Here is a 21,435-nt window from a genome sequence, read left to right as displayed (position 1 = left end):
ACAGGGTAGACTACCACACGGCCCACGGAATGTCAATCCGCTCTTTGGGTTACGCGAAAAAGCCTCTCGGCCCTCCGGCGCGCGATTTGCCCCGGATGAGACAGTTTTGTACATTTTTCCGCAGCCGGGTCCCACTGAGACCCCGAATCCGCTCACCCGAACGAAACCGGCGGCCGTTCCGTTCCCGCGGTCCGCCGTCCCAAGAGGAGGGGGATACGAATGACGAGAGTACAGGTCGGATCGCACGCGCCCGATTTCAAGCTGCCCGGGCTGGTCGGGAAGGAAGAGGACGCGAAAGAGATCGCCTTGTCCGACTATCGCGGCCGATGGATCGTGTTGTACTTCTATCCGCTCGACTTTACCTTCGTCTGCCCGACGGAGATCACCGGCTTCAACAGAGCCTACAAGGAGTTCAAGAAGCTGAACGCGGAGATCCTCGGGGTCAGCATCGACAGCTTCTTCTCCCACAAGGCCTGGCGCGATCACGGGCTCGGAACGCTCGAGTATCCTCTTCTCTCCGATCTCACGAAGGAGGCCGCGCGGGCGTACGGCGTGCTTCTCGAGGAGAAGGGATACGCGCTTCGCGGCACGTTCATCATCGACCCGGACGGGATTCTGCGCTACATGCTCGTGCACGACGACGGCGTCGGGCGCAGCGTCAAGGAGACCCTCCGCGTGCTCGCCGCGCTCCAGACCGGCGCGAACTGTCCGGTCGAATGGCAACCGGGCGAGGCCACGCTGTAGCGGCGTTCGGTTCTTCCTGATACGATGCGGGCCGGCGCGGGGAAGGGAAAGCCCCGCACCGGCTCTTTCTCTTGGAGGGACGCGCATGGAACGGGACCGACTGAAAGCGTATCGGTGGGCGCTCGAGGAGATCCGCTCCGTCGCGGATGGGGAGAACGACGCCGTCGCGAACCTCGCCAACGCGGCGGCGATTCTCTTCGAGGCGCTTCCCTTCTCGTGGGTCGGGTTCTATCGGGTCTCGGGGGATGAGCTCGTGCTTGGACCGTTCCAGGGCAGGCCCGCCTGCGTGCGGATCGCCCGGGGAAGGGGCGTTTGCGGGACCGCATGGGAGAAGAACGAAGCCCTCGTCGTGCCCGACGTGCACGCGTTCCCCGGACACATCGCGTGCGACCCGGAAAGCCGCTCCGAGATCGTGATCCCGCTTCGCGCGCCCTCGGGCTTCGTATGGGGTGTTCTCGACATCGATAGTCGCAACGTCGATGATTTCGATAAAGAGGATCTCGCGGGGATCGAGCCGATCGCCCGGCTTCTCGAAGAGACCGCGGCGCGCGATGCGCGTTTCCTTTCCGCCTGATCCAACCTACGGCCGTCCGCCGAGAAGCTCCCGCGCCCGCGCGAGGTTCGCCTCGAGGTTCGGGTATTCGGGACGGATCGTGCGAAGCCGTTCCCAATCCCGAATCGCCCCCTCCGGATCGCCGCTCATCGCGCGCGCGACGCCGGAGTTGAAGAGCCCGCGTTCCGAGAGAGGATCGATCTCGAGATGGCGCTCGAAGAGCCGGATCGCCTCCTCCGGCCTTCCCTGGCGCGTCTTGAGGAGCGCGAGGTTGAGATGCGCCTCGGGCGACTCCGGATCGAGCGTGATCGCTCTTCGGAGAAGCTCCTCCGCGAGAGCGTCCTCTCCCTGACTCATGCGCGCGGCTCCGAGGTTGGCGAGGGAGACGGCGTCCGAGGGGTTCTCGGCGACGATCGAGTCGAGAAGCGCGATCGCCTTCTCGGTGCGGCCGGTTCGCGCGAGAAGCGAAGCGAGATCGGCCCGCGCGCGTTTTTTCTCTCTCCCGTCCCTCGCGAGATCGCGGTGAAGACGGATCGCCTCGTCGGCTTCCCCTCTCTCGGCCAGGATCCGCGCGAGCCCGCGCCGCGCCTCGGGGAAGCCGGGATGCGCCCGTTCCGCCCGGCGGTAGGCTTCCTCGGCCGAGCGGAGATCTCCTGCCGCGAGATACGAGCTCGCCATGCGCGACTCCGCGGCCGCGGCGTCGAAACGCCGCACGGGGAGGTTCGTGAAGGCGAGGAGAGGAAGAAGAAGGAGCGCGCTCCTCTTACGCTCGCGAACCGCGCGCCCCCATGCCGCGCACCCGCTTCCTGCGAGGAGAAGAAGGGCGGGGAGCGCCGGAAGGCGATACCTTCCGGTGACGAAGAAGAGAAGCCCGCCGGCGAAAACGGCGAGAACGAGAAGGGCGAGAAGCGGGCGGGAGCCCTCTCGGAGAGTTCCCGAGAGGAGGCCGAACATCGCGAGCGCCGCGACGATCCCGAAGAACGGGATCGGCAGATCGAGAGCCGGCGAGTGCTTCCTCAGGAAGTAGAGGTCCTCGTTGTTCGGGATCTCGTAGTCGTTCCAGAAGAGAATCGTCTTCCGTCCGAGGAGATCGAGAAAATCCTTTGGGTGCGAAACGATCCACGCGGCTCCCTTCCGGAAGAAGAAGCGCGAGGCCTCCGCGTGGGAAAGATCGCCCCCTGTCTCTTTTCTCGCGAGAGCGCGCGCGTCCCGGGCGAAGCCTTCCGGCGTCGGCCGGATCCCCTCGACCGGCGAGAGGGTTCCATCGGCCCCCTCGTGGTTCCCGATGAGGAAGTGGATGCCGCCGTGGGCGGTGAGCGGTACGAGGCCGCCCGCGCGAACGGAGGCCGCTGCGGCGAAGGGGACGACCGGGAGAAGCGCCCCCGCGAGTAGGGCGATCGCGCACCGGCGCCCGGCGCGGACCAGAAGCCAGAGAGGGAAGAGAAGGATCAGCGCGAGAAGGTCCGGGCGGTTGAGACTTAAAATACCGAGGAGGAGGCCCGAAGCGGACGACGAGAGAGGGCCGGGGCGGACCGCGAGAAGAGAAGCGAGAAGGAGAGAGGTGAGAAAGGGGACGAGCGCCGCGCTCTGGAGGCTCCCCTCGTAGAGGATGAAGAGAGGGGAGACGGCGGCGGCGACTCCTGCGAAGAGCCCGGCGCCCGCGCCGGAGAAGCGCCTCCCGGCCGACCAGAGAAGAGGCGCCGCGAGGGCGCCGAGAACCGCCTGCGCGAGTCGCGGGGCGAGCGTCCCATCGCCGGCGATCCGGACGAACGCCGCGAGCCAATAGGCGTAGAGCGGGGCGGCGTCGATGATCCCGCTCGGGAAGAGGTTCCCGTTCGCGATCGAGAGGGCGAGCTTGGTGTAAAGCTCGGCGTCGAGTCCCTCATAGGGATGCTCGAAGCTGGGAAGCGCGCGAAGCGAGGCGACATGTCCGAGCCTCAAGGCGAGGGCGAGGACGAAGAGGAGGAGCGGAAGCGCTCGTGATTCGAAACGGTCGTTCGCTCGCATCTCGGCTTCTCTTATATCACGAAGACCGTGGCGAGGAGTACGCATCTCGCGCGGACGCCCTCCGCTCGGGGCGTGGTATGCTCGCGGAAACCCACGGACGGAGGTCGCGATGAAGGTCTGGGAGTTCGAAGGGGGGAAGCGGCTCCTCGTCCGAGTCGATCGGGGCGAGGATGTGATGGAGGTTCTTCGGACCGTCGCCGCGGAGAAGAAAGTCGAGGCGGGGCGCGTCTCCGGAATCGGCGCCCTCCGCGACGCGGAGATCGGCTTCTTCGACGTCGAGAGAAAGGAATACTTGCGCGGAACCCTCCCCGGGAGCTGGGAGCTCCTCTCCCTCCAAGGGAACCTCAGCCTGAGGGACGGATCGCCGCTCCCGCACGTTCATGTCATCCTCGGGAACGCAGGCTTCGAGTGCCGCGGGGGGCATCTCTTTTCCGGGATCGTGAGCGTGACCGGGGAGATCTTCATCGAGCGGCTCGAGGGGTCGCTCGCCCGCGAGATGGACAAGGAGGTGCGGCTCCCTCTCCTCGATCGCTGAGCGTCCCAAGCGATAGCCCGCACGAGATCGTTCGCTCGCGCCGGTCGTGCGTACGACCTCCGCCGCTCGGGCACCCGCCTCTCGCGGCGGCTGCGCCGGAACGCCACTGTAAAACATTGTAATACCAGCAGATACACACGCTTATTCGTGACGAGCTCGGACGGGAACGAAGCTTGCTCTCCGTCGGACCGGACGCGACGAACCCGAACCCGGCGGCGAAGCCGGCGCGCTAGGAGGCAGCACGATGAGGCGCATGAAGAGTACGATTCCAGCGGCGGTTGTTTTCGCGCTCGTTCTCGCGCTCGCTCTTGCGGGATGCGGCGAGAACTCCCCTTCGGGGACGAGAACTCAGGATCCCGGCGGCGACGAGGGGGGCGATCTGAACGCGGAGTTCGGCGGGTACACGATGACGGACGAGGCGGAGGCGTTCGGCGATGTGCAGCTGAAGGCGGAGGCGGAGGACGGAGAGCCGGCGGAGGATCCGGTGGAGGAGATGCCGGAGGTCGTCGCGCTCGGAGCGCTTCAGACAACGGATGTTTATGTGCTTCGGATCGCCTGGGGGATGCTCCACGGCGACTCGTCGAACACGGTGGTCACTGATTGGAGCGGATCGATCGCGGTCGACACCGGCGCGATCTTCGCAGAGAGGGCGCTCCGCTTCGAGCGGACCGACTCGATCGTGAGGCCGCGTACGGATCGCAGGGTGCTCGAGCTGGTTTCGGAGACGGCGCCGCACTGGGACGGGATCGTTCTTACAGTTCTCGATCCGAACCCGGGTTCGCCCGGCGGCTCGGATAACCAAGTGGCCATCGATCTCGGTCCGTTCCAGATGGCGTTCGCGATGGAGGAGCTCGTCTCGATCGACACGGTGTTCGACGTGGACGCGATCGGAAACCAGTTTTCGGTCGCCGCGTTCCTGCTCGAGGAGTACCCGTGCGGCCGCGGTTTCGTTTCGGGGCACTGGATCCGAAGCGCGATCGACGGCGGGGAGTTCCGCGGGCGATGGACGACGCAGCATGGTTCGAACCGCGGGTTTCTCCGCGGGCATTGGGGCGTGGACGACGACGGGATGCGCGTCTTCTTCGGGAAGTACATCGGCGAGGCGGGCGAGTTCCTGGGGCTTCTCCGAGGGAAGTGGGGACCGGGGCGCGAGCGGGACGCCGGTTGGTTCCGCGGGGTGTGGCGGGACGAGGCGGGGATTCAGGGATCGCTCCACGGCGTGTGGAAGAGCGAGTGGCGCGGGCCGCGCCCGCAGCATGGGATCGAGGAGCCGCGCGGGTTCTTCCACGGGCGGTGGACGAAGGCGTGCAACCCGGCCGAGGTGACGGACGAGCTTGAATAGCGCGGGCCTGGCGGTTTCCTCCTTTCAGCGATCCTCACCCGCACGGGGCGTCCGGTTCGGACGCCCCGCCCGCATGTTCCAGGCATAACTCGGTCATCGAACGGCGGGCGCGGTCTTGTCCCGGAGACGGGGGGGCTCAGCGGCGAGTTGCCGCGCGTCGCGCGTTCTCGGACGGCTCGCTCGGCAGGCCGACCTCCCCCTCGGGGACGCCTCCGAACGCGCCCCGCGCGTTCTCGGCTCCAATCGCTCGGCCACCTGCCCCCCCGGTGCGGGAGCCTTCGGCTCCATCATCGAGGGGGCGGGTACCCGGCCTCGTCGATCAGGCCCCGAGGGGGAGGTCGGCCCGCCGAGCGAGGAAGAAGGAGCACCGTCAGGTTGTCTTTCAGGTCAACGATGCCAAGATGAGGCTCTCGGGTGGCAAGAGCCGGACGTTGGGAGTGACCTTCTTCCGGAGACGGGGACGGGGCAGGGTGAATTCGGTACGTGATACCTGATTTCCTCGCAGGGAGCATTCCCAACAGTCGAGCCATAGCCCGGAAATAGGGTATCAGGTACCGAATTCCCGATGCGGCGCATCGTGGTGTAGAATGGGCGCGGTGGGAGGGCCGGTCGTGACCCGACCGAGATCGTTCATCGCTCGTTGCGGCGCTCTCGTTCTTCTCTTGTTTGCAGGATGCGTCGAAGGCGGCTCCGATGTCGACGTGTGGGAGTTCCTCGGAGGGGATCTCTCGAGGCTCGCCGAGACGCCCGCCGCGAAGAGCGTGATGTTCTCGAGCTACGACCGGACCGGCGGAAACGACGACGGCTTCTCGGGGCTCTTCTCTCGCCTTCGGATCGACGAGAACGGGGAGCATGTCCTCGCCGAGATGGACGGCCCCGGGTGCGTCAAGCGGATCTGGATGACGTGGCCCGGCCGCTCGACGCGGATCCGGATCTATGTCGACGGGAAAGAAGCTCCGGCGCTCGACCTCCCGATCGACGAGTTCTTCTCGGGCGATCGGGAGCCGTTCGTCGCGCCGTTCGTCGGAGGCGACCGGCAATTCGGAGGGATCAACTTCTCGTACGTTCCGATCCCTTTCGCGAAGAGCATCCGGATCACGACCGTGGACGGGATCCGGTTCTATCAAATCAACGCGCACGCATACCCGAAAGGTTCGAAAGTAAAGAGTTTCGCGTTCCCGCCGCGTCGTTCGGATCGCGAGCGTCTCGCGCGGGCGCGCGAGGAGATCGCCGCGCTCCCCGACACCGTCACGATGGAGATGCCCTGGACGGTGGAGACGCGGAAAGGGGACGAGGTGGTCGAGGACACGCTCGGGAGTCGGGGGAGATGGTCCTTCCCGCGCTCCGACGGGAAGCCCGGCTGCGCGATCGACCGTCCGGGGGAGATCCTCGAGCTCCGAGTCGCGCTCGAAGGGGCGCATCACGCGTGGAGGGGGACGCGCCTTCTCGCATGGTGGGACGATGAGGTCGAGCCTCTTCGCCCGGAAGCCGCATCGGTCGACGTTCCTCTCGCCGAGCTCTTCGGGAGCGCCTTCGCGGCCGCGAGGGTTCGCTCGGTCGCGGTTCTCTCTGGAGGGCACGTTGGGATCCTGCGGCTTCCAATGCCGTTCCGGAGGGCGCATCTCCTTCTTCACAACGGTTCGGGTGAGAGAGTCCGCGCGCGGCTTCGCGTCCTCTTCCGGCCCGCGGACGTTTCGCCGGACGGGATGAGGCTCCACGCCTCTCGGAGTGAATGGAACGCGCGGCAGCCGGATCCGTTCGACGCAGGGGTTCCGTATCTCGACACCCCCTCGTTCACCGTTCTTCGCGCCTGCGGACGGGGAGCGTACATCGGCACGGTCGTGAGCGCGCACGGTGGGTGGACCGCCTCGTTCCTCGAGGGGGACGAGACGGTGGTCGTGGACGGCGACACGGCTTCCGCCCTCCGCGGCACCGGGACCGAGGACTACTTCAACTCGGGGTGGTACTTCGCCGGGCCCGGCGTTCCGCTCCCCTTCAGCGGCGTTTCGTTCAAGCGTGAAGATCCGGCGCCGCGCGTTTCGGGGTACCGGTGGCACTTCTCCGACCGGATCGCCTTCGCCGACTCCCTCCTGTTCCGGCTCGGGATCGGCGACGGGGCGATCGAGCCGGAAGCCGGATACTCGGCCGTGGCGCTTTGGTATCAAGCGGAGCCTCACGAGCCGCGCAAGCGATCGAGCCCCCATGAGGGCGGGCGTCTCCTTCGGCGCGTCGCCGTCTTTCCGAGGCACATGACGGGGATCGTGAACCGGGACAGCGAGTACAGCGAAAACGGCAAAGATAACCAGACCGGCTGGACGACATGGACCGAGCTCGCGCCGGAATGGGCCGGACGACCCTCGCCCATCCTCCTCTACAGCGGGTACGCTCCGGGTTCGGACGTCCACGTCCCGCCGCGGGTTTTCCCGCCGAGCACGAACCGCGACACCCTGAACTTCTACTACAAAAGCCCTCGGTATGTTGAGGGTCTCCCCGAGGGGCGCTACGACGTCTCCCTCGTCTACGCGAAGGCCCCGCTCCTCGGGCGGATCGAAGCGTGGCTTGAAGGGAAGCGCCTCCTCGATCCGGTCGACTGCGGGGCGGACAGCCTGATCCCCGCGGTCGTCTCGCCCCCCGTGAGGATGGTTCTCGAAGGGAACGGTCTCGATATCGAGTTCCGCACGGTTCCGACGCCGCTCGAACCGCTCGAGGGTGCGCACGCCGTATGGCCGTCGACCTGGGTGGAACCGGACATGACCGAGAACCGCGAGTGGGTGCATCGGAAGCTCTCGGGGATCGTCTCGGGCGTTCTCCTCAGGCTCACCGAGCCGACGATCGATAGATGGCTCGTTGCGGGACCGTTCGAGGACCCGGCGTGCACGAGGTTCGACACGGTTTACGCGCCCGAGAGAGAGCACGAAGCGGGAGGCATCCGCCCGGACGCGGTCTATCGAGGAATCGACGGCGCGGACGTCCGATGGAAGGAGGCGCGCGCCGACTCCCTCGGCTTCGTCGACCTTCGCGACGCGATCGGGAAAGGAACGCATCGCATCGCGTACGGCGCCGTTTGGGTTTTCAGCCCGCGCGCGCGTTCCGCCCTCTTCTCGTTCGGGAGCGACGACGGCGCACAGGTTTGGCTGAACGGGGAGCGCGTTCATCGCTGGCCGGTTCACCGCGGCTGGGACGACGACCAGGACCGCTTCATAGGTGAACTGAAAGCCGGGTGGAACGAGATCCTCGTCAAGGTCGAGCAGAGGATCGCCGGATGGGGGTTTTCGCTCCGCCTCTCGGATGCCCGGTTGGAGCTCGTCTTCTCGACCCGGCCGGAGTAGCTCTCTCGGATCGCTGCAAGCGACCTCCTACCGCGTGATCTCAGCCCAGACGCGCAGAATCTCCGCCACGCTCCATGCTTGAGCGATGCATCCTCGAGGCGTAAAGGGCGGGTCGCCGTCGAAGATCTCGCTCGCCGATCCGAGGCCGTGCTCGGTGAGGTGGCCGAAGAACGGCTCGAGGAAGGAGCGGGCGAGAGCCGCGTCCCGGTAGACGCGGAAGTGGGCCGACACGAAAGGCCCGATGAGCCACGCCCATACGGTCCCCTGGTGGTACGCCTGGTCGCGCCGGAGGCGGTCCCCTCCATAGCGACCGACGTACGAGGGATGGTCGGGGGCGAGCGAGCGGAGACCGTACGGCGTGAGGAGCTTCTTCGCGCACGCATCCACGATCGCCTTCCGGCGCGCGGCGTCGAGCAGGCGGTGCGCGAGAGAAGCGGCGAGAAGCTGGTTCGGGCGGAGGGAGGGATCGTTCCCCTCCGGCCCGTCGATCACGTCGTAGCAATGCCCGAGATCGTCGCTCCAGAAGCGCTCGAAGCCGGCCCGCGCGCGGTCGGCCGCCTCGCCGAAACGTCCGCTCGGCCGGTCGAGCGCGCGCGCGAACTCTGCGGCGGAGCGGAGCGCGTGATACCAGAGGGCGTTCACCTCGACCGGCTTCCCGATCCGCGGCGTGACGACGAAGTCGTCGACCTTCGCGTCCATCCACGTGAGCTGCACGCCCGGCTCTCCCGCCGCGAGAAGCCCGTCCGCTGGATCGACTCGAATGCCGAACCTCGTTCCTTGCTCGTGCCGATCGAGGATGTCCACGAGCCGCGGGAACAGCTCGGCGAGAAGATCGTCGTCGCCGGTCGCCTCGTGGTAGGCGCGGATCGCCTCGAAGTACCAGAGGGTCGCGTCGACCGTGTTGTATTCCGGCGCTTCCCCCTCGTCGGGGAAACGATTCGGCAGCATCCCGCGGTCGATGAAGCGGGCGAACGTGAGGAGGATCGTGCGCGCGATCTCGGGACGCCCGGGGGCGAGCGTGAGGCCCGGGAGCGCGATCATCGTGTCCCGTCCCCAATCGGAGAACCAGGGATAGCCGGCGATCACCGAACGCCCGGAAGCGTTCGCGCCGTCCGTCCGCTCGACCACGAACTGGTCGGCGGCGAGAACGAGCTGCTCGACTTCCTTCTCGCGCCCTTCCGCGCGCCCGAGGAGGCCCGCCGCGCGCGCGAGCACATCCTCCTCGTGCGAGCGGCGCCGCTCGAGCGCCGCGGCGGCGTCCGTTTGGGCCCCCTCGTTCGCGGAGAAGACGAGCGCGGCCGACTCGCCCGCGAGAAGCGCGATCCGAAATCGGGCGGCGAGAAAGAGATCCTCGGTCGCATCGAGCCCCCGGCGTCCCTCCGCCGGAAGAAAGAACCCCTTCCGCCACTCGGTCTCGACGCGCGCGGTCATCCGATCGCTTGTGATGTAAACGAATGGGATAGACCCGTCCTCCCGCGCGCACGCGCCCCCCGCGATCGGTTCGACCGTGAACGATCGCTCGGCGGCGCCGGTGGTCGCGTGATGGTCCCTCCGATCGATGAACACCTCGATCGCGAGCTCCAGCGGCTCGTACGCGCGGAGAAGGTCGTAGCGTACATAGGTCGTGTTCGCCCCCGGCTCCATCCAGATCCGCTTCTCGAGAAGCGCGTCCGAGACGGTGAAGGTCCACGCGGGGGTCGTCCCCTCGAGACGGAAACGGTCGATCCGCTCGAAGCCGGGGGGCCCGATCCCCCCCGGAATGCGGTGGTCCGCGTACAGAGGAACGGAGAGACCTTGGTAGCGGACCGTCTCATCCGCCTTCGAAACCAGGAGGGCGCGGCCGAGCGGGGGTCTTCGGGCGGCGACGAGAAGCCCGTGGTAGCGCCGCGTGCGGAACCCCGCCACCGTCCCCGACGCGTACCCGCCGATCCCGTTCGTCGCGAGCCACTCGAGCCGCCCCGAGACGAGCGGGTCCGAGCAGGTTCCCTTGCCGATTTCGACTGCGGTTCCCACAGGCCCCTCGCGATCGCTTCCAGGTGCGCGATCCAATCGCCGTTCAGAGCCGTCCCTCGGCTCTCCCCCTCGATCCTAACGGAAGGACGAGCTTCCAACCAAGCACGTCCCCGGTTCGGAGTCGAAACGCGAGACGCCGGCGTGAAAAGAAGAAGACCGCCGCGCGGCGACGGTCTCGGTCGTCATGATCGATTCGCGGCGTGTCTTGCTAGCCTGGATGATGCACGCGTTTTCGCGACGAAGACGCGTGCGTCATCCAGGCTAGAACGCGCCCCACCTCTGCTTTCCGGGCATGTAATAGCTCGGGCAGAGGAAGCGGAAGAGCCTCGCGAAGGTTCTCGCTTTCCTCCGCTTCTCGCGCGTCTCGCCGCTCATCCTCTCCATCCCTTCGTCGAACAGCTCCGCGAAGCGCGTGCGCGCCGCCTCCGTCTTCTCCGCTTCGGACCCGAAGAGATCCCGGATCTTTCCAAGCTCGCCGTGATCGAGCCAGATCCCCCCGCAGCCGGGGCACTCGTCGATCTCGATCTCTTTCCGCACGGAGAAGTAGTGGCGCATCATCACGAGCTCTTGGCATCTCGCACACATGAGCCTCTTGTTCGGGTCGACAGGGATCGATTCCTTCGGCTCGATTGCGAAGAGGTCGTCTCCGGCGGGTTCGTGAGGCTCGTCCAGTTTCTTGAGCTCGAAACGATCGAACCAGACGCCGCCGCAACCTCCGCGGCAGATGTCGAGCCGGACCGCCCCCGCGTCCGTTGCCGCGAGGGTGTTTCTGCACGATGGACAGCGCATGGCCACCTCCCCGTCGATGGGCCGGCGGGCGCGTCGCGCGCTCCGCCTCACCGAGTATCGGCGGTCCGCGGTCTCCTCTTGAAACGAGGGGCGGCGATGGTGGGGGGGGAGAGGGGAGGGGAAGACGCGGAACACTCTGGGAAGATCGTCCTACTCTGCCGGCGGCCCGGATGCGATTCGTCCCCTGGCGTATCCGGCGAGCTCCCCCATCGACGATCCGATGAAGAGCGCCGGGTGCGGGTCGAGCGCGAGCTTCTCCCGGGCGGTCCCTCCTAAGGCGAGAACGGCGCCGAGCTCCGCGAGCGTCCCGAGCAACGAGGCGACCTCGGCCGCGAGCTCCCGCGGCTTCTCGATCGCGCTCGCGCTGAGCCAAACGATACGGGGGCGCATCGACCGCGCCGCGGTTCGCAGAATGTCGACCGGCGTGTCCGGGCCGAGGTTGACCGCCTGGTATCCCTCGGAGCCGAGCACCGCCGCGGTCGCCATCGACGGAAGAAGGTACGGGTCGCCCGACGGAGCCCCGCCGACCGCGCGCGGCGAGTCCTTCCCGATCGAGATGAGAAGACGGATCTGATCGAGCGCTTGGATGCAGATGTCGGTCGCCCGATGCTCGATGAGGATCCCCTCGGCGCCGTGCTTCCAGAGCTCGCCGAGACGCGCCATCGCGGACCGGATCGGACCGTCGACGATCGACGCCAGGCTTCTCCCGGAAAGATACGCCGAGAGGATGAGCCCCCTCGCCTCGGCCGCCTGCCCGCTCTCGAGGAACCGGAAGAGGTCGGTGCTCTCGTTCTCCCATTCCTTCGTATGCGAAGGAATCGCCAGGAGGTCGTGGAGGCCGACGAGCTCGGGTTTCACGAGAGAGGCCCGCGTCTCGCGGACGAAGCGCGCGACCGAGGGGACCGGGATGCGCCGGTGCCCTCCCGCGGTCCGGACCGCCTCGATGCGGCCGCAGTCCACCCATCGCTTGACCGAGGACTCGGAAACCCCGATCGCGTCCGCCATCTCCTTCGGTGAGATCGTTCGTTCCATCGTTCCTCCTGAACGATTTGAACCCAGGATTCCTTCAGGAACGGGAACGCATTCCCCGCCCGCTTCGAAAATATGCCTTACCAAAGAAGAAGTTGCAAGTCCTCTTTTCCCCTGGTGTCGCTCTTGACAGAATCGAGGGATCGCTTACATTGAACGATATGAACGTTATATGATCCTGGCTAAGTTGGGGGGTTGGTCGATGCAACACGTGATCTTTCAGTCGGTTCGGAGAGGAAGAGCGCCCGGGGATTCCCGGCTCTGGCTTCGGGGGCGTTCGAAGGGGCGAGAGGCTCTCCTCGGCGCTCGCCTGATCTTTCGAATCCCCCCGACCGGTGTCGCGCGCGTCCGATGGCCATACGTCGGCTAGGACGCGCGCGCCCGAGTGCGTTTCCGCCCAACCCACGGGGTGGGCGTTCACGATAGATGTTCTCTTTCGCGCGGGTTGGCCGAGCGGGGAGTCCGAGAGACAACGGCAGGCCGGCTGCCCTCGGGTCACCGGTCGCGCCAACGAAAGCGAACGAGAGAGACCATGAAAGAGCGGGTCGTTCTCGCCGCGGTTCTTCTCGTCGTCGGTTCGGGCGGCAACCTGGTCCACTCGCGATTCGAAGCCCGGGCCGGCGACTTTTGTTTTCGTATCAAGCGATCGCTCGCGCGGCGGCGCGCGGGCGCGAGGATGGGAGGATGAGCTCCGCGAACCGGGGAACGGTCTTTCTTACCGGCGCGACCGGCTATGTCGGAGGGCGTCTCGTCCCGCGCCTCCTCGAAGCGGGGTACGAGGTCCGGTGCCTCGCGAGGAGTCGGCGCAAGCTCGAGAGCCGCGTCTGGGCCGGGCGCCCCGGGGTCTCGGTCGTGGAAGGGGACGCGGCGGACGAGGATCTCCTCGCCGATTCGATGCGTGGCTCTGCGGCGGCCTACCATCTCGTCCACTCGATGCTCGCCGCGGGGGAGGAGTACGCCGCGCGGGATCGCGCGCTCGCGGAGGTTTTCGCCCGCGCCGCCGCCCGCGCGCGGGTTGCGCGCATCCTCTACCTCGGCGGTCTCGGGGAGACGGGCCGGGGTCTCAGCGAGCACCTCGCCTCGAGACGCGAGGTCGAGACGGCGCTCGCTTCCACCGGAGTTCCGACGACAGTCTTTCGGGCGGCGATGATCATCGGGTCCGGGTCCGCGTCCTTTGAGATCCTCCGCTATCTCGTCGAGCGTCTTCCCGTGATGATCACCCCGCGCTGGGTCCGCACGGAAGCGCAGCCGATCGCGATACGGAACGTGCTTCACTATCTCGTCGCCGCGCTCGAGACGCCGGAGACCGCGGGAAGGACGCTCGACATCGGCGGACCGGACATCCTCTCGTACCAGACGATCATGCGGATTCTGGAAGAAGAGAGAGGGCTTCGCCGCCGGATCGTCCTTCCCGTTCCTGTTCTCACGCCGCGCCTCAGCTCGCTATGGATCCATCTCGTCACTCCGGTGAGCCACCGGATCGCGCGGCCGCTCGCGGAGGGGCTCCGCAACCGGGTCGTCTGCCGGAACGACGAGGCGCATCGCTTGATGCCTCAAAGGCTCCTGTCGGTGCGCGAGGCGATCGCGGCGGCCCTCGGACGGACGGCCGCGCGCACGGTCGAGACCTCTTGGATCGACGCGGGGCCTCTCCCCGGCGATCCGGACTGGTCGGGAGGAACCGTCTTCGACGATCGCCGCGCGATCGTTCTCCGCGCGACCCCTGAGGAGACCTTTCGCGCGGTCTGTCGGATCGGAGGGGGAAACGGTTGGTACGCGGCGGACGCGCTCTGGCGATTGCGCGGTCTTCTCGACCGGCTTGCCGGGGGCCCGGGTCTCCGCCGCGGAAGGCGCGACCCGGAGAACGTCGGCTACGGCGACGCGCTCGACTTCTGGCGCGTGACCGGGATCGAAAGAAGCCGCCTCCTCGAGCTTCGCGCCGAGATGGAGCTTCCGGGAGAGGGTCTTCCCTCCTTCGCGATCGAACCGGATGGAACGAACCCGGCGCGCACGCGCCTCACGCAGACCGCCCGCTTCCTCCCGCGCGGTCTCGCCGGGCTTCTCTACTGGTACGCGGTCCTTCCCCTCCATCGAATCGTGTTCGCTGGAATGCTCGAGGGGATCCGCCGCGCCGCGGAGTCGCGCGCGCACGCATGACCCGGTCTATCGGAACAAGCTCTTGATCGTCCCCCAGGAAGCGGGTTCGATCGACGTTTCCGGACAGGAGAAGGATGCTCTCATGAGGAACTGCACTGGACCGAGTTGGTCGCCGACGTAGTAAGTCGGGCAGATCGTGCCTTGGTAGCCTTCGCCGAAGATGAACGAATGCTTCTCGATCGGACCCGGCCATCCCGCACACCGGATCGGAGCGGCGGCGTTCTTGTGGTTGTTGTCGGTCACCCAATAGGGCAGTGCCCCCTTGTCCATCGTGGCGGTGATCGTCACGTAGTCGGAAGTCGTCGATCCGAGCCCAGGGTAATAGTTCCATCGTTCGACCGGGTCCTGTCGATAGAGCGCGCCGATCGCGGGTCCCACCTTGCAGTTTCCGTCGTCCGCGTTCCACAGGTGGTAGGAGAGCGTGTACCCGTACCCGGGACGGGTGTACCGCCAGTACCACCAGAAGCCGAGATGGGTGCACTCCGATCCCGGTACTTTCCCGCAGTCTTCCGGAAGGTCGAAGACGACGCCGATTTGGTCCATCCACCGTCCGTCCCGATCGGTAAACGGGGACCAGAGCCAGAACCATCCGGAGCAGATGTTGTAGTAGACGACGGAGCAGGTTCCCGTTCCTCCCTCGACTCGCCCGGGAGGGACGATCGCCTCCTGCACGGCCTGTCTCTGGAAGGGGATGTCGGCCGTCGCCGTGGAGACCAGAAGAGCGACGAGGGCGAGGGCTGTCCCGTGGGCTCGCATGAGAGGCCTCCCTTCGGATGAGGATCGAATCGTCGATGCGGCTAACGTCAGGATAGCACGTGTCTTATCGGCCGTCGAGCGCCCCCGGTGAGATGGCCCGGGGGGCGAATGGCGGCTGCGTCGGCCTCCAGGGCAGGCAACCGGCGATTCTCGGCTCGGATACCTGGTCCCCCCGCCCGACAAAGGGGCTTGACAGAATCATGGAAAGGCCGATATTCTGTCTGGTGTGTTGGGGTTTCTCCTGCCGAGTCGACTCGCCGTGTAAGCCCCCGATGAATCGAAGGTCGGTCATGGAGTTTGGTTCCCAAGCACGAACGCAGGAAAGCACGAGGCTTCTCGCTGCGGGATGGGTTGTTCCCGCGCCGGTCGAACATGCGGAAGGTCCGCGCTCGACGGAGCGGGCGTGAGTTTGTTTCGGGGCTGAACGGAGTTGGAGATCGTATGAAGATCTACGTCGGCAACCTTCCCTTCAACGCGACCGAGGATGAAATCCGTGAGCTGTTCGCAGAGCACGGCAACGTCCGCTCGGTCAGCCTGATCACCGACCGGGAGACCGGCAGGCCGCGCGGGTTCGGCTTTGTCGAGATGGATGATGCGGAAGGGGCCGCCGCGATCCGCGCGCTGAACGGCCACGACATGGGCGGGCGGAACCTCAAGGTGAGCGAGGCCCAGCCGCGCCGGGAGAACCAGGGGGGCGGCGGCCGCCGCGGTCGCTGGTAACCTCCGCCGAACACGACAGAGAGAGGGCCGGTTCGCCGGCCCTTTTTTTCTATCCGGGCAGACTCGCATGTGCCTTCCCCGCAATGCGCCGCGCTCGGTTGGTCCCTCAGACCCGTCGCTCAGAGCCCGAGGCTGACGAGGCAGACCGGGTCCCCCTAGAGCGTGCGGCGATGAAGAAGAAACAGACCCGCACGCTAGGATCTCTCAAACTTGGCCAGCCCCCCCGCGCGATGCGGCTTGACGACGGCATCCGCATGGCCGATACTTGCCACAAAGGGTTCTGGTGGGGCTCCGAGGGTCTGCTGGCCCTTCCCGAGCGGTAACCTGGCAGAGGCCCTTGGACTCCAGGCGAGATGAGTGCCCCCTGTGCCCGAGTCGGCAACCAAGAAGCGGCGTCGAGGAATTCCCGGGAGTTTCCGAGAGAAAGAGGAAGGGGCGGCCCGAAGATGTCGGCGTACCTTCTTGCCATGTTGATCGCGGACAAGGTCTTCCGAGAAGAAGGCTCGAAGAAGATTCACATAGCCGGAACCTTCAACACGATCAATCTCGGGCCGAGCAACGAAACGCCCGGTTTTCACGTGTTCGTTGCCGTTACGGAAGTCTCTTCGGACGATCACAAGGGAGAATTGGTCCTCGAGTATCTTGACGAACCCCGCATCGAGATCGGTCGCCTGTCCGGTCCCGTGAAGGGTCCGCCGGACAAGTTGTCCGTGATCGAACTCAACTTCGGGTTACCCCCTCTGCGGGTTCCCCGTCCAGGACGAGTGAGAATTTCGTTCTTCCTCGATGGGCAATACGTTGCCGGGCGGGATGTTCGAGTTGTGCGACAGGAGGGAGCCCAATGACAGGAATCGCCATCGACTACGACGCTCGCGATCGTGCGCTCGGGCCGTCCGTTGACCTGGTCATTCCCGAACACTGGACGCTGGTTCTCAATCCCGAGTGCGTTCTAACGCTGGAAGATTGGATTCACCTGCGAAAGATCGAGGCATCGGGTAGCCTCGACTTCTGGCTGGATAAGTCGGAAGACATCTACGAGTAAGCGCGCACATGCCACTCTCCCCCGGCGACATCTGCTTGGTCGAGTACCCTTTCACGGACAAGCCGGAGGCCAAGAAGCGTCCCGTGTTCATTGCGGAGCCTCTGGAGGGAACGCTACTCGCGCTGACCGACGGAGAGGGGAGTCCTTCCAGTTCACATGCGGTGTTCATCCCGATCACGTCCCGACTCATTCACGGTATCTACAACGTGCCCGTGCTCGACAGCCATCCGGACTTCAAGGAGACCGGCCTCAAGGTGTCGTTCACGGTCCTCTGCTGGAATCTCTATACAATCCACAAGGCGATGATCAAACACAAGCTCGGCAAAGCTCCCGAGTCTCTCCGGACTGAAGTGAAGGATCGGCTCCGAGCGTTGCTTCGCCTGTAGGCTCGAATCGGCAAGGGCCTCAGGCCCGCCACACCCTCGAGACATCAGCATCTCACCGAGCCGCCCTATCCGCTTCGCCTCCATCCTTCCTTCACGAAGCAGTTCCGGTGCCGGGCTATGAAACTCGAGATGTCGTCGCGTCCGTCGCGTGGTTCACCTGGATGTTGCGGCGAGCGGGACTCCGTCCCTCGGTGTGACCGACGAGCCCCCGTAGGGGCAGCTGTCGTCGCGGCTCCTACAGCGACTCAACCCTCAGAGACCGCCCATTCGATCGCCTCCGCGGTCCCTTCGCCGATCCCCTTCAGGCGACGGAGCTCATCTTGCCCGGCGAGGAAGACCCCTCTCACGCTCCCGAAAGCGTCGAGGAGGAGCCGCGCTCGGACGGGCCCCACCTGCGGCAATCCTTGAAGGATGAAGAGCTGGCGTTTCCGTTTGCCCTTTGGACGGTAGCCCGGACGGGCGATCGCTTCTCTTCTCGCCCGATCGATCTGGTCGCAGGCGTAGGAGATCAGCCGAGCGCTTTCTTTCGGATCCGTTGTGCGAATCACGGGAAAGCCGTAGATCACGCTGAGCGTGACGAGAGCGCCTTGGATCGCCTCCCGACTCACCCCACACCTCATCGCGTCGCAAGCCTCACCTTCGACGATGTAGACGGCCGGCAGTATCTGGTAGGCGAGCCAGGCGGACTGCCGGAAGAGGCGTCCGTCGATGAGAGAGACGGCGAAGTCCGCCAGGGTCTTCCGTTCAAAGAGCACCCTCCCGGCGACCAGGTAGTCTCCAATCCGCAGGCGTCGGATTTCGACGTGGACATCTTTCATCTCCCGCAGGCTCTCGACAACTCCTGCGTTCTCTTCCCGATCATCTGCGACGATGTTCATGCTCGCTCCGGCCGGGACTCGCCCCCCCCGCTGAGGGGCCGGCAAAGACCGTGCCGCAAGAAGAGTGGAGGAGACGACAAGGGCAATGTCCGGGGGCGGAGCCGGTGGATCGTCAGGCTCCGGGCGCTCTTTCCTGGAGGCTCGCTCCCCTCACTCCCGCTCCCAACAGCGACCCGTGCAGCAGAGCCGGGTTCCTCTGCGGCCCCATGCCGCCCACGACCCGGCTCCCGAGCGACCAGGCGCTGTGCACGGGGAGCTTGAGAGTGACGGGGGGAATGCGGACGAAGTTGCGAACGTTCCCTTCTTGACGGGACCTGGGAGGTTCGGGGAGGTCCTGGCGGTTCTCAGTGAATTCGGTAGGGCGTTTCCGGATTTCCGCCAGAATTGCCGGCATTGCACAGGAAATGGGGGGGCACGAAGCGCCCCCCCACCTGTGCCCGATCGGCCTAATGGAACATCCGTTTGAAAAGTATAGCAACCCAGGCGATGAGCCATCGTGGGAGCCCCATTGCGAAGCGAAAGTCGAATCGACTCTCTGTGGAGTAGATCCTCGCCTTGTTCGACACCGAGGGGACGTTGGCAAGAAGACTCCGAATTCGCCGCCGAATTAGAATTTCCAAGACATGCTTCCTTTCTCCGGTCCTCGGCGAGGACCGGGTGAAGATGGTTCTGAACAATCGTCATTTCATGTTCCCTCTCATTTAATGTAGAAACGATATACCTACAAAAGACAGCAGTCAGTAGTATGCTCTATGCGGCGAATAGTTGCTTCGAGGTTGGTCCTCTCGTTCTTACGTCGGTCCGGTGTTCGTGGAAGTCACCTCCTCTCCGCTCGACCAAGACCTGCCCCCGGGAGCGTGGACATCTCGTCGAGCAGGTTTATGCTAGCTGTCCGAACTCATCTCCGAAAGGCCAAAGATGACGCCCGGACCGGAAAGAAACAGGGAGGGGAAACGCTTGCAACCACTTGTGGAGAATATGGTTAGGTCGTCCCTCGCGCGCTGTGGATTGATGGCTCTATCCGTAGTGCATACGATTCACCCCGCGGATCGGGAAGGGCCTACCCCACCACCTCCACGAACTCCGCCACCACCCGCACCTCGCCCTCGTCCTTCGGTTCGAGGACGATCGGAGGGAAGTCGGGGTTCTTGGGTTTGAGGGTGATGCGGACGTGCTCCCACTCGCCCTCGTCGGCGCCGCGTTTCTCGCTCTCGTAGATTTTCACCGTGTAGGTGCCGCCGGTGTGGGGATCGGTGATGCCGGAGTGCCAGACGAGAAGGATCTTGCCCTGGCGCGTGCCGGCCCGCGGCGGGCGGAAGAGGCAGTGCGCGCCGGACGGGATCAGAGGCTCCATCGACTTTCCGTGGACCTGCGCCACGAACATCCCTTCCTCGAACTCCGGCGGATCGTCCCATGTGATCCACCGGCCATGCCACTCGTCGTAACGGTCGAGGCTGAGCTGTTCTTCCCCGAACGCACCGGCTGCGGCCTGCAGCGTCGTGAGGGGGACACACGTTTTCCACGCGGTCTCGCGGGTCGGCTCCGCGTGGCGGAAGATCTTCACGAGCTGGGGAACCCCGGCGTGCTTCTCAAGGATCGATCGGAGCTTCGCCGGGTCCTCGCAGATTTCGAACGCCCAGCGGCCGTACTTCCCGAGGTTGTTGACCGCCGCGACCCATTTCCTCGCGGCGGCGTTCTTCGCATGTACCTGGTCTTCCGCGTGGATCCTCCCCGCTCTCCCCTTGATCTCGAGCATGACCAGCGTGTTGTTCTGGAGGCGCACGATGAAGTCCGGCTCGTAGGCGTGCGGATGTTCCTCATGCTCGTAGGGGACCATGAGCCCGATCTGCCGGTCGTTCGGGGTGAAGCACTCGACGCAATCCAGATCCTCCATCACGTCGATCGCGAGCCGCTCCCAGTCGCTTCGAAGGACCGCGGCGTTGAGATGGCTCTTCACGAGCCGTTTGATCGGCCGCGTGGTCTTGTAGTTGACGTTGGCGGTCGTAGCATAGGGCTCCCATGAATTCAGAATCGGCAGGAGCTTCCCTTCGTCCGATGCAGCGGCGGGAAGGATGTTGTCGCGAATCCGCTCTCGCAAGAGGCGCGCGTATCGTTCCAGCCCGAGCTCTCTCTCGTCGACGCCCGGCAGGAGTCGGACCTTCTTCTTGATGTACTCCTGCACGATACGCACGATCTCGGGAAAGAGCTGATGACGCGCGAGGAGTTTGACCTTGCCGCGCTCCTCCTGCTCCGCTTCGGAGCCCAGAAGGAGATCTTCCAGGATGAGCTGCGAGAGTCGAAAGACGAGCTGCTGGGGCCGGATGGATTTGTAGTACTCATCCCGCGTCTGCCGGACGAAATCGCTCGCGTCCTTCCGCGTTTCTGTCTTGTCGACGTAGCCGCGTGTCGGAGCGAGCCAGACCTCACCGGGCTCCTGGTCGATGATGAGATCCTCGAGCGACTCGACATCGCACCGGATACCGGAATCTCGAAGTGCGTAGACGTAGCTTTCGACGTTCGGCATCCGGATCTCGAACGCGGCCTTTTCTTCGACAGCATAAACGTCGTGATACGGAGGAGTCGGTTTCTCGGCCGTGGACGGGACCTTCTTGAACGGGATCAGCGAGAAGGGGATCCCGTACACATCCACGTACTCCGGATGCAAAAGCCCCGTTTCCGGGTCCGGCGTGTAGCTCATCCTTCGGAGGCCCCGCCCGACGACCTGCTCGCACAGCAGTTGGCTTCCGAACGCACGGACGCCGAGAACGTGGGTCACGTTGTTCGCGTCCCACCCCTCGGTCAGCATCGAAACCGAGACGATGCAGCGCACTTGCTCGCCGGCCTTCCCGCGCTTCCCGACGGTGTCGATGATCTCGCGGAGACGGAGAGCCGCCTCGTCCTTGCTCTCCCCTTCCTCCGTCTCGATCTGCTTCAGGAGCTTGGTGTCGATGCGGATCGTGTGCTGCGCCGTCTCGGTGTTGCCGAGCTCGGGAAGGATCGCGCTCGCCTCGTAGCGCTTCACCTTGACGGTCTTCCCCTCATCGTCGGCGGTCTCCACCTCGTGCTCGCCGCTGATCTTCCGGAAGAAGACCTCGGACAGCTCCGTGTTGTCGCAGACGACGATGAGCACGGGCGGAACGAAGGGCTGCCCGTCCGCG

The 21,435-nt window shown here is 65.5% G+C and carries 18 protein-coding genes; 11 read left to right on the top strand and 7 right to left on the bottom strand.

Annotated features, from left to right (window positions below; all coding sequences use genetic code 11):
• The first annotated feature begins 219 nt into the window (after positions 1–219).
• Complete coding sequence (locus tag FJY73_07240) at positions 220–744, top strand: peroxiredoxin (GenBank protein ID MBM3320455.1); 525 nt, start codon at positions 220–222, stop codon at positions 742–744.
• An 85-nt stretch (positions 745–829) separates the two neighbouring features.
• Positions 830–1,318, top strand: coding sequence for a GAF domain-containing protein (locus FJY73_07235; protein ID MBM3320454.1), 489 nt, complete (start codon positions 830–832; stop codon positions 1,316–1,318).
• 6 nt (positions 1,319–1,324) lie between these two features.
• On the opposite strand, the gene FJY73_07230 is transcribed toward FJY73_07235, so the two are convergent.
• Positions 1,325–3,304, bottom strand: a complete 1,980-nt coding sequence (locus FJY73_07230; GenBank protein ID MBM3320453.1) for a tetratricopeptide repeat protein — start codon at positions 3,302–3,304, stop codon at positions 1,325–1,327.
• Positions 3,305–3,413: 109 nt separating this feature from the next.
• On the opposite strand from FJY73_07230, the gene FJY73_07225 reads away from it, so the two are divergent.
• The 3 genes from FJY73_07225 to FJY73_07215 all read left to right on the top strand — a co-directional run bounded on the left by FJY73_07225 (position 3,414) and on the right by FJY73_07215 (position 8,510).
• Entirely contained in the window at positions 3,414–3,839 is a 426-nt protein-coding gene (locus FJY73_07225; protein ID MBM3320452.1) for a DNA-binding protein, read from the top strand.
• Positions 3,840–4,083: 244 nt separating this feature from the next.
• The gene (locus FJY73_07220; GenBank protein MBM3320451.1) at positions 4,084–5,181 is read left to right on the top strand and encodes a hypothetical protein; all 1,098 of its coding nucleotides are present in this window, start codon (positions 4,084–4,086) and stop codon (positions 5,179–5,181) included.
• 611 nt (positions 5,182–5,792) lie between these two features.
• Positions 5,793–8,510: a DUF2961 domain-containing protein gene (locus FJY73_07215; GenBank protein MBM3320450.1), complete on the top strand. Its 2,718-nt coding sequence runs from the start codon at positions 5,793–5,795 to the stop codon at positions 8,508–8,510.
• Between the two features lie 27 nt (positions 8,511–8,537).
• Here the strand turns inward: FJY73_07215 and FJY73_07210 are convergent, their stop codons facing one another.
• The 3 genes from FJY73_07210 to FJY73_07200 form a co-directional block, all read right to left on the bottom strand.
• Positions 8,538–10,505: an amylo-alpha-1,6-glucosidase gene (locus tag FJY73_07210; protein ID MBM3320449.1), complete on the bottom strand. Its 1,968-nt coding sequence runs from the start codon at positions 10,503–10,505 to the stop codon at positions 8,538–8,540.
• Between the two features lie 279 nt (positions 10,506–10,784).
• Positions 10,785–11,312 carry a zf-TFIIB domain-containing protein gene (locus tag FJY73_07205; protein ID MBM3320448.1) on the bottom strand — a complete coding sequence of 176 codons (528 nt, stop codon included), beginning with the start codon at positions 11,310–11,312 and terminating at the stop codon, positions 10,785–10,787.
• 150 nt (positions 11,313–11,462) lie between these two features.
• The gene (locus FJY73_07200; GenBank protein MBM3320447.1) at positions 11,463–12,344 is read right to left on the bottom strand and encodes an excisionase family DNA-binding protein; all 882 of its coding nucleotides are present in this window, start codon (positions 12,342–12,344) and stop codon (positions 11,463–11,465) included.
• A 529-nt stretch (positions 12,345–12,873) separates the two neighbouring features.
• Here FJY73_07200 and FJY73_07195 point away from each other — a divergent pair.
• Together FJY73_07195 and FJY73_07190 are read left to right on the top strand one after the other, a co-directional pair.
• Positions 12,874–13,029 (top strand): hypothetical protein, encoded by a 156-nt coding sequence (locus FJY73_07195; protein MBM3320446.1) that lies wholly within the window; start codon positions 12,874–12,876, stop codon positions 13,027–13,029.
• A complete protein-coding gene (locus tag FJY73_07190; GenBank protein MBM3320445.1) occupies positions 13,026–14,495 on the top strand; it encodes an SDR family oxidoreductase in 1,470 nt (489 codons plus the stop codon). Before FJY73_07195 ends, FJY73_07190 begins: the two co-directional genes overlap by 4 nt.
• 6 nt (positions 14,496–14,501) lie before the next feature.
• Here FJY73_07190 and FJY73_07185 read toward each other — a convergent pair whose 3' ends face one another.
• Entirely contained in the window at positions 14,502–15,251 is a 750-nt protein-coding gene (locus FJY73_07185) for a hypothetical protein (GenBank protein MBM3320444.1), read from the bottom strand.
• A gap of 441 nt (positions 15,252–15,692) precedes the next feature.
• Here FJY73_07185 and FJY73_07180 point away from each other — a divergent pair, with 441 nt between their 5' ends.
• From FJY73_07180 to FJY73_07165, 4 genes are all read left to right on the top strand, one after another.
• A complete protein-coding gene (locus FJY73_07180) occupies positions 15,693–15,971 on the top strand; it encodes an RNA-binding protein (protein ID MBM3320443.1) in 279 nt (92 codons plus the stop codon).
• 446 nt (positions 15,972–16,417) lie between these two features.
• Entirely contained in the window at positions 16,418–16,816 is a 399-nt protein-coding gene (locus tag FJY73_07175) for a hypothetical protein (protein ID MBM3320442.1), read from the top strand.
• Positions 16,813–17,013 carry a hypothetical protein gene (locus FJY73_07170; protein MBM3320441.1) on the top strand — a complete coding sequence of 67 codons (201 nt, stop codon included), beginning with the start codon at positions 16,813–16,815 and terminating at the stop codon, positions 17,011–17,013. Before FJY73_07175 ends, FJY73_07170 begins: the two co-directional genes overlap by 4 nt.
• A gap of 8 nt (positions 17,014–17,021) precedes the next feature.
• Positions 17,022–17,399: a type II toxin-antitoxin system PemK/MazF family toxin gene (locus FJY73_07165; GenBank protein ID MBM3320440.1), complete on the top strand. Its 378-nt coding sequence runs from the start codon at positions 17,022–17,024 to the stop codon at positions 17,397–17,399.
• 245 nt (positions 17,400–17,644) lie between these two features.
• On the opposite strand, the gene FJY73_07160 is transcribed toward FJY73_07165, so the two are convergent.
• On the bottom strand, positions 17,645–18,277 hold the full coding sequence (locus FJY73_07160; GenBank protein ID MBM3320439.1) for a nuclease: 633 nt from the start codon (positions 18,275–18,277) through the stop codon (positions 17,645–17,647).
• A gap of 1,060 nt (positions 18,278–19,337) precedes the next feature.
• Positions 19,338–21,435: hypothetical protein (locus tag FJY73_07155; GenBank protein ID MBM3320438.1), on the bottom strand; the 2,098-nt coding region annotated here is incomplete at its 5' end.

The organism is Candidatus Eisenbacteria bacterium, from assembly GCA_016867715.1.
In the GTDB taxonomy this organism is placed as follows: domain Bacteria; phylum Orphanbacterota; class Orphanbacteria; order Orphanbacterales; family Orphanbacteraceae; genus VGIW01.
Note: the sequence above shows the minus strand (reverse complement) of the source record. Positions and strands in the feature narration are given on the sequence as shown.

Excerpts from the sequence above, each read along its gene's own strand:
- FJY73_07165 (MBM3320440.1), top strand. The coding sequence starts at position 17,022 with ATGCCACTCTCCCCCGGCGACATCTGCTTGGTCGAGTACCCTTTCACG.
- FJY73_07180 (MBM3320443.1), top strand. The coding sequence starts at position 15,693 with ATGAAGATCTACGTCGGCAACCTTCCCTTCAACGCGACCGAGGATGAA.
- FJY73_07170 (MBM3320441.1), top strand. The coding sequence starts at position 16,813 with ATGACAGGAATCGCCATCGACTACGACGCTCGCGATCGTGCGCTCGGG.
- FJY73_07185 (MBM3320444.1), bottom strand. The coding sequence starts at position 15,251 with ATGCGAGCCCACGGGACAGCCCTCGCCCTCGTCGCTCTTCTGGTCTCC.
- FJY73_07220 (MBM3320451.1), top strand. The coding sequence starts at position 4,084 with ATGAGGCGCATGAAGAGTACGATTCCAGCGGCGGTTGTTTTCGCGCTC.
- FJY73_07205 (MBM3320448.1), bottom strand. The coding sequence starts at position 11,312 with ATGCGCTGTCCATCGTGCAGAAACACCCTCGCGGCAACGGACGCGGGG.
- FJY73_07160 (MBM3320439.1), bottom strand. The coding sequence starts at position 18,277 with ATGAACATCGTCGCAGATGATCGGGAAGAGAACGCAGGAGTTGTCGAG.
- FJY73_07190 (MBM3320445.1), top strand. The coding sequence starts at position 13,026 with ATGAGCTCCGCGAACCGGGGAACGGTCTTTCTTACCGGCGCGACCGGC.
- FJY73_07200 (MBM3320447.1), bottom strand. The coding sequence starts at position 12,344 with ATGGAACGAACGATCTCACCGAAGGAGATGGCGGACGCGATCGGGGTT.
- FJY73_07235 (MBM3320454.1), top strand. The coding sequence starts at position 830 with ATGGAACGGGACCGACTGAAAGCGTATCGGTGGGCGCTCGAGGAGATC.
- FJY73_07230 (MBM3320453.1), bottom strand. The coding sequence starts at position 3,304 with ATGCGAGCGAACGACCGTTTCGAATCACGAGCGCTTCCGCTCCTCCTC.
- FJY73_07240 (MBM3320455.1), top strand. The coding sequence starts at position 220 with ATGACGAGAGTACAGGTCGGATCGCACGCGCCCGATTTCAAGCTGCCC.
- FJY73_07225 (MBM3320452.1), top strand. The coding sequence starts at position 3,414 with ATGAAGGTCTGGGAGTTCGAAGGGGGGAAGCGGCTCCTCGTCCGAGTC.
- FJY73_07195 (MBM3320446.1), top strand. The coding sequence starts at position 12,874 with ATGAAAGAGCGGGTCGTTCTCGCCGCGGTTCTTCTCGTCGTCGGTTCG.
- FJY73_07175 (MBM3320442.1), top strand. The coding sequence starts at position 16,418 with ATGTCGGCGTACCTTCTTGCCATGTTGATCGCGGACAAGGTCTTCCGA.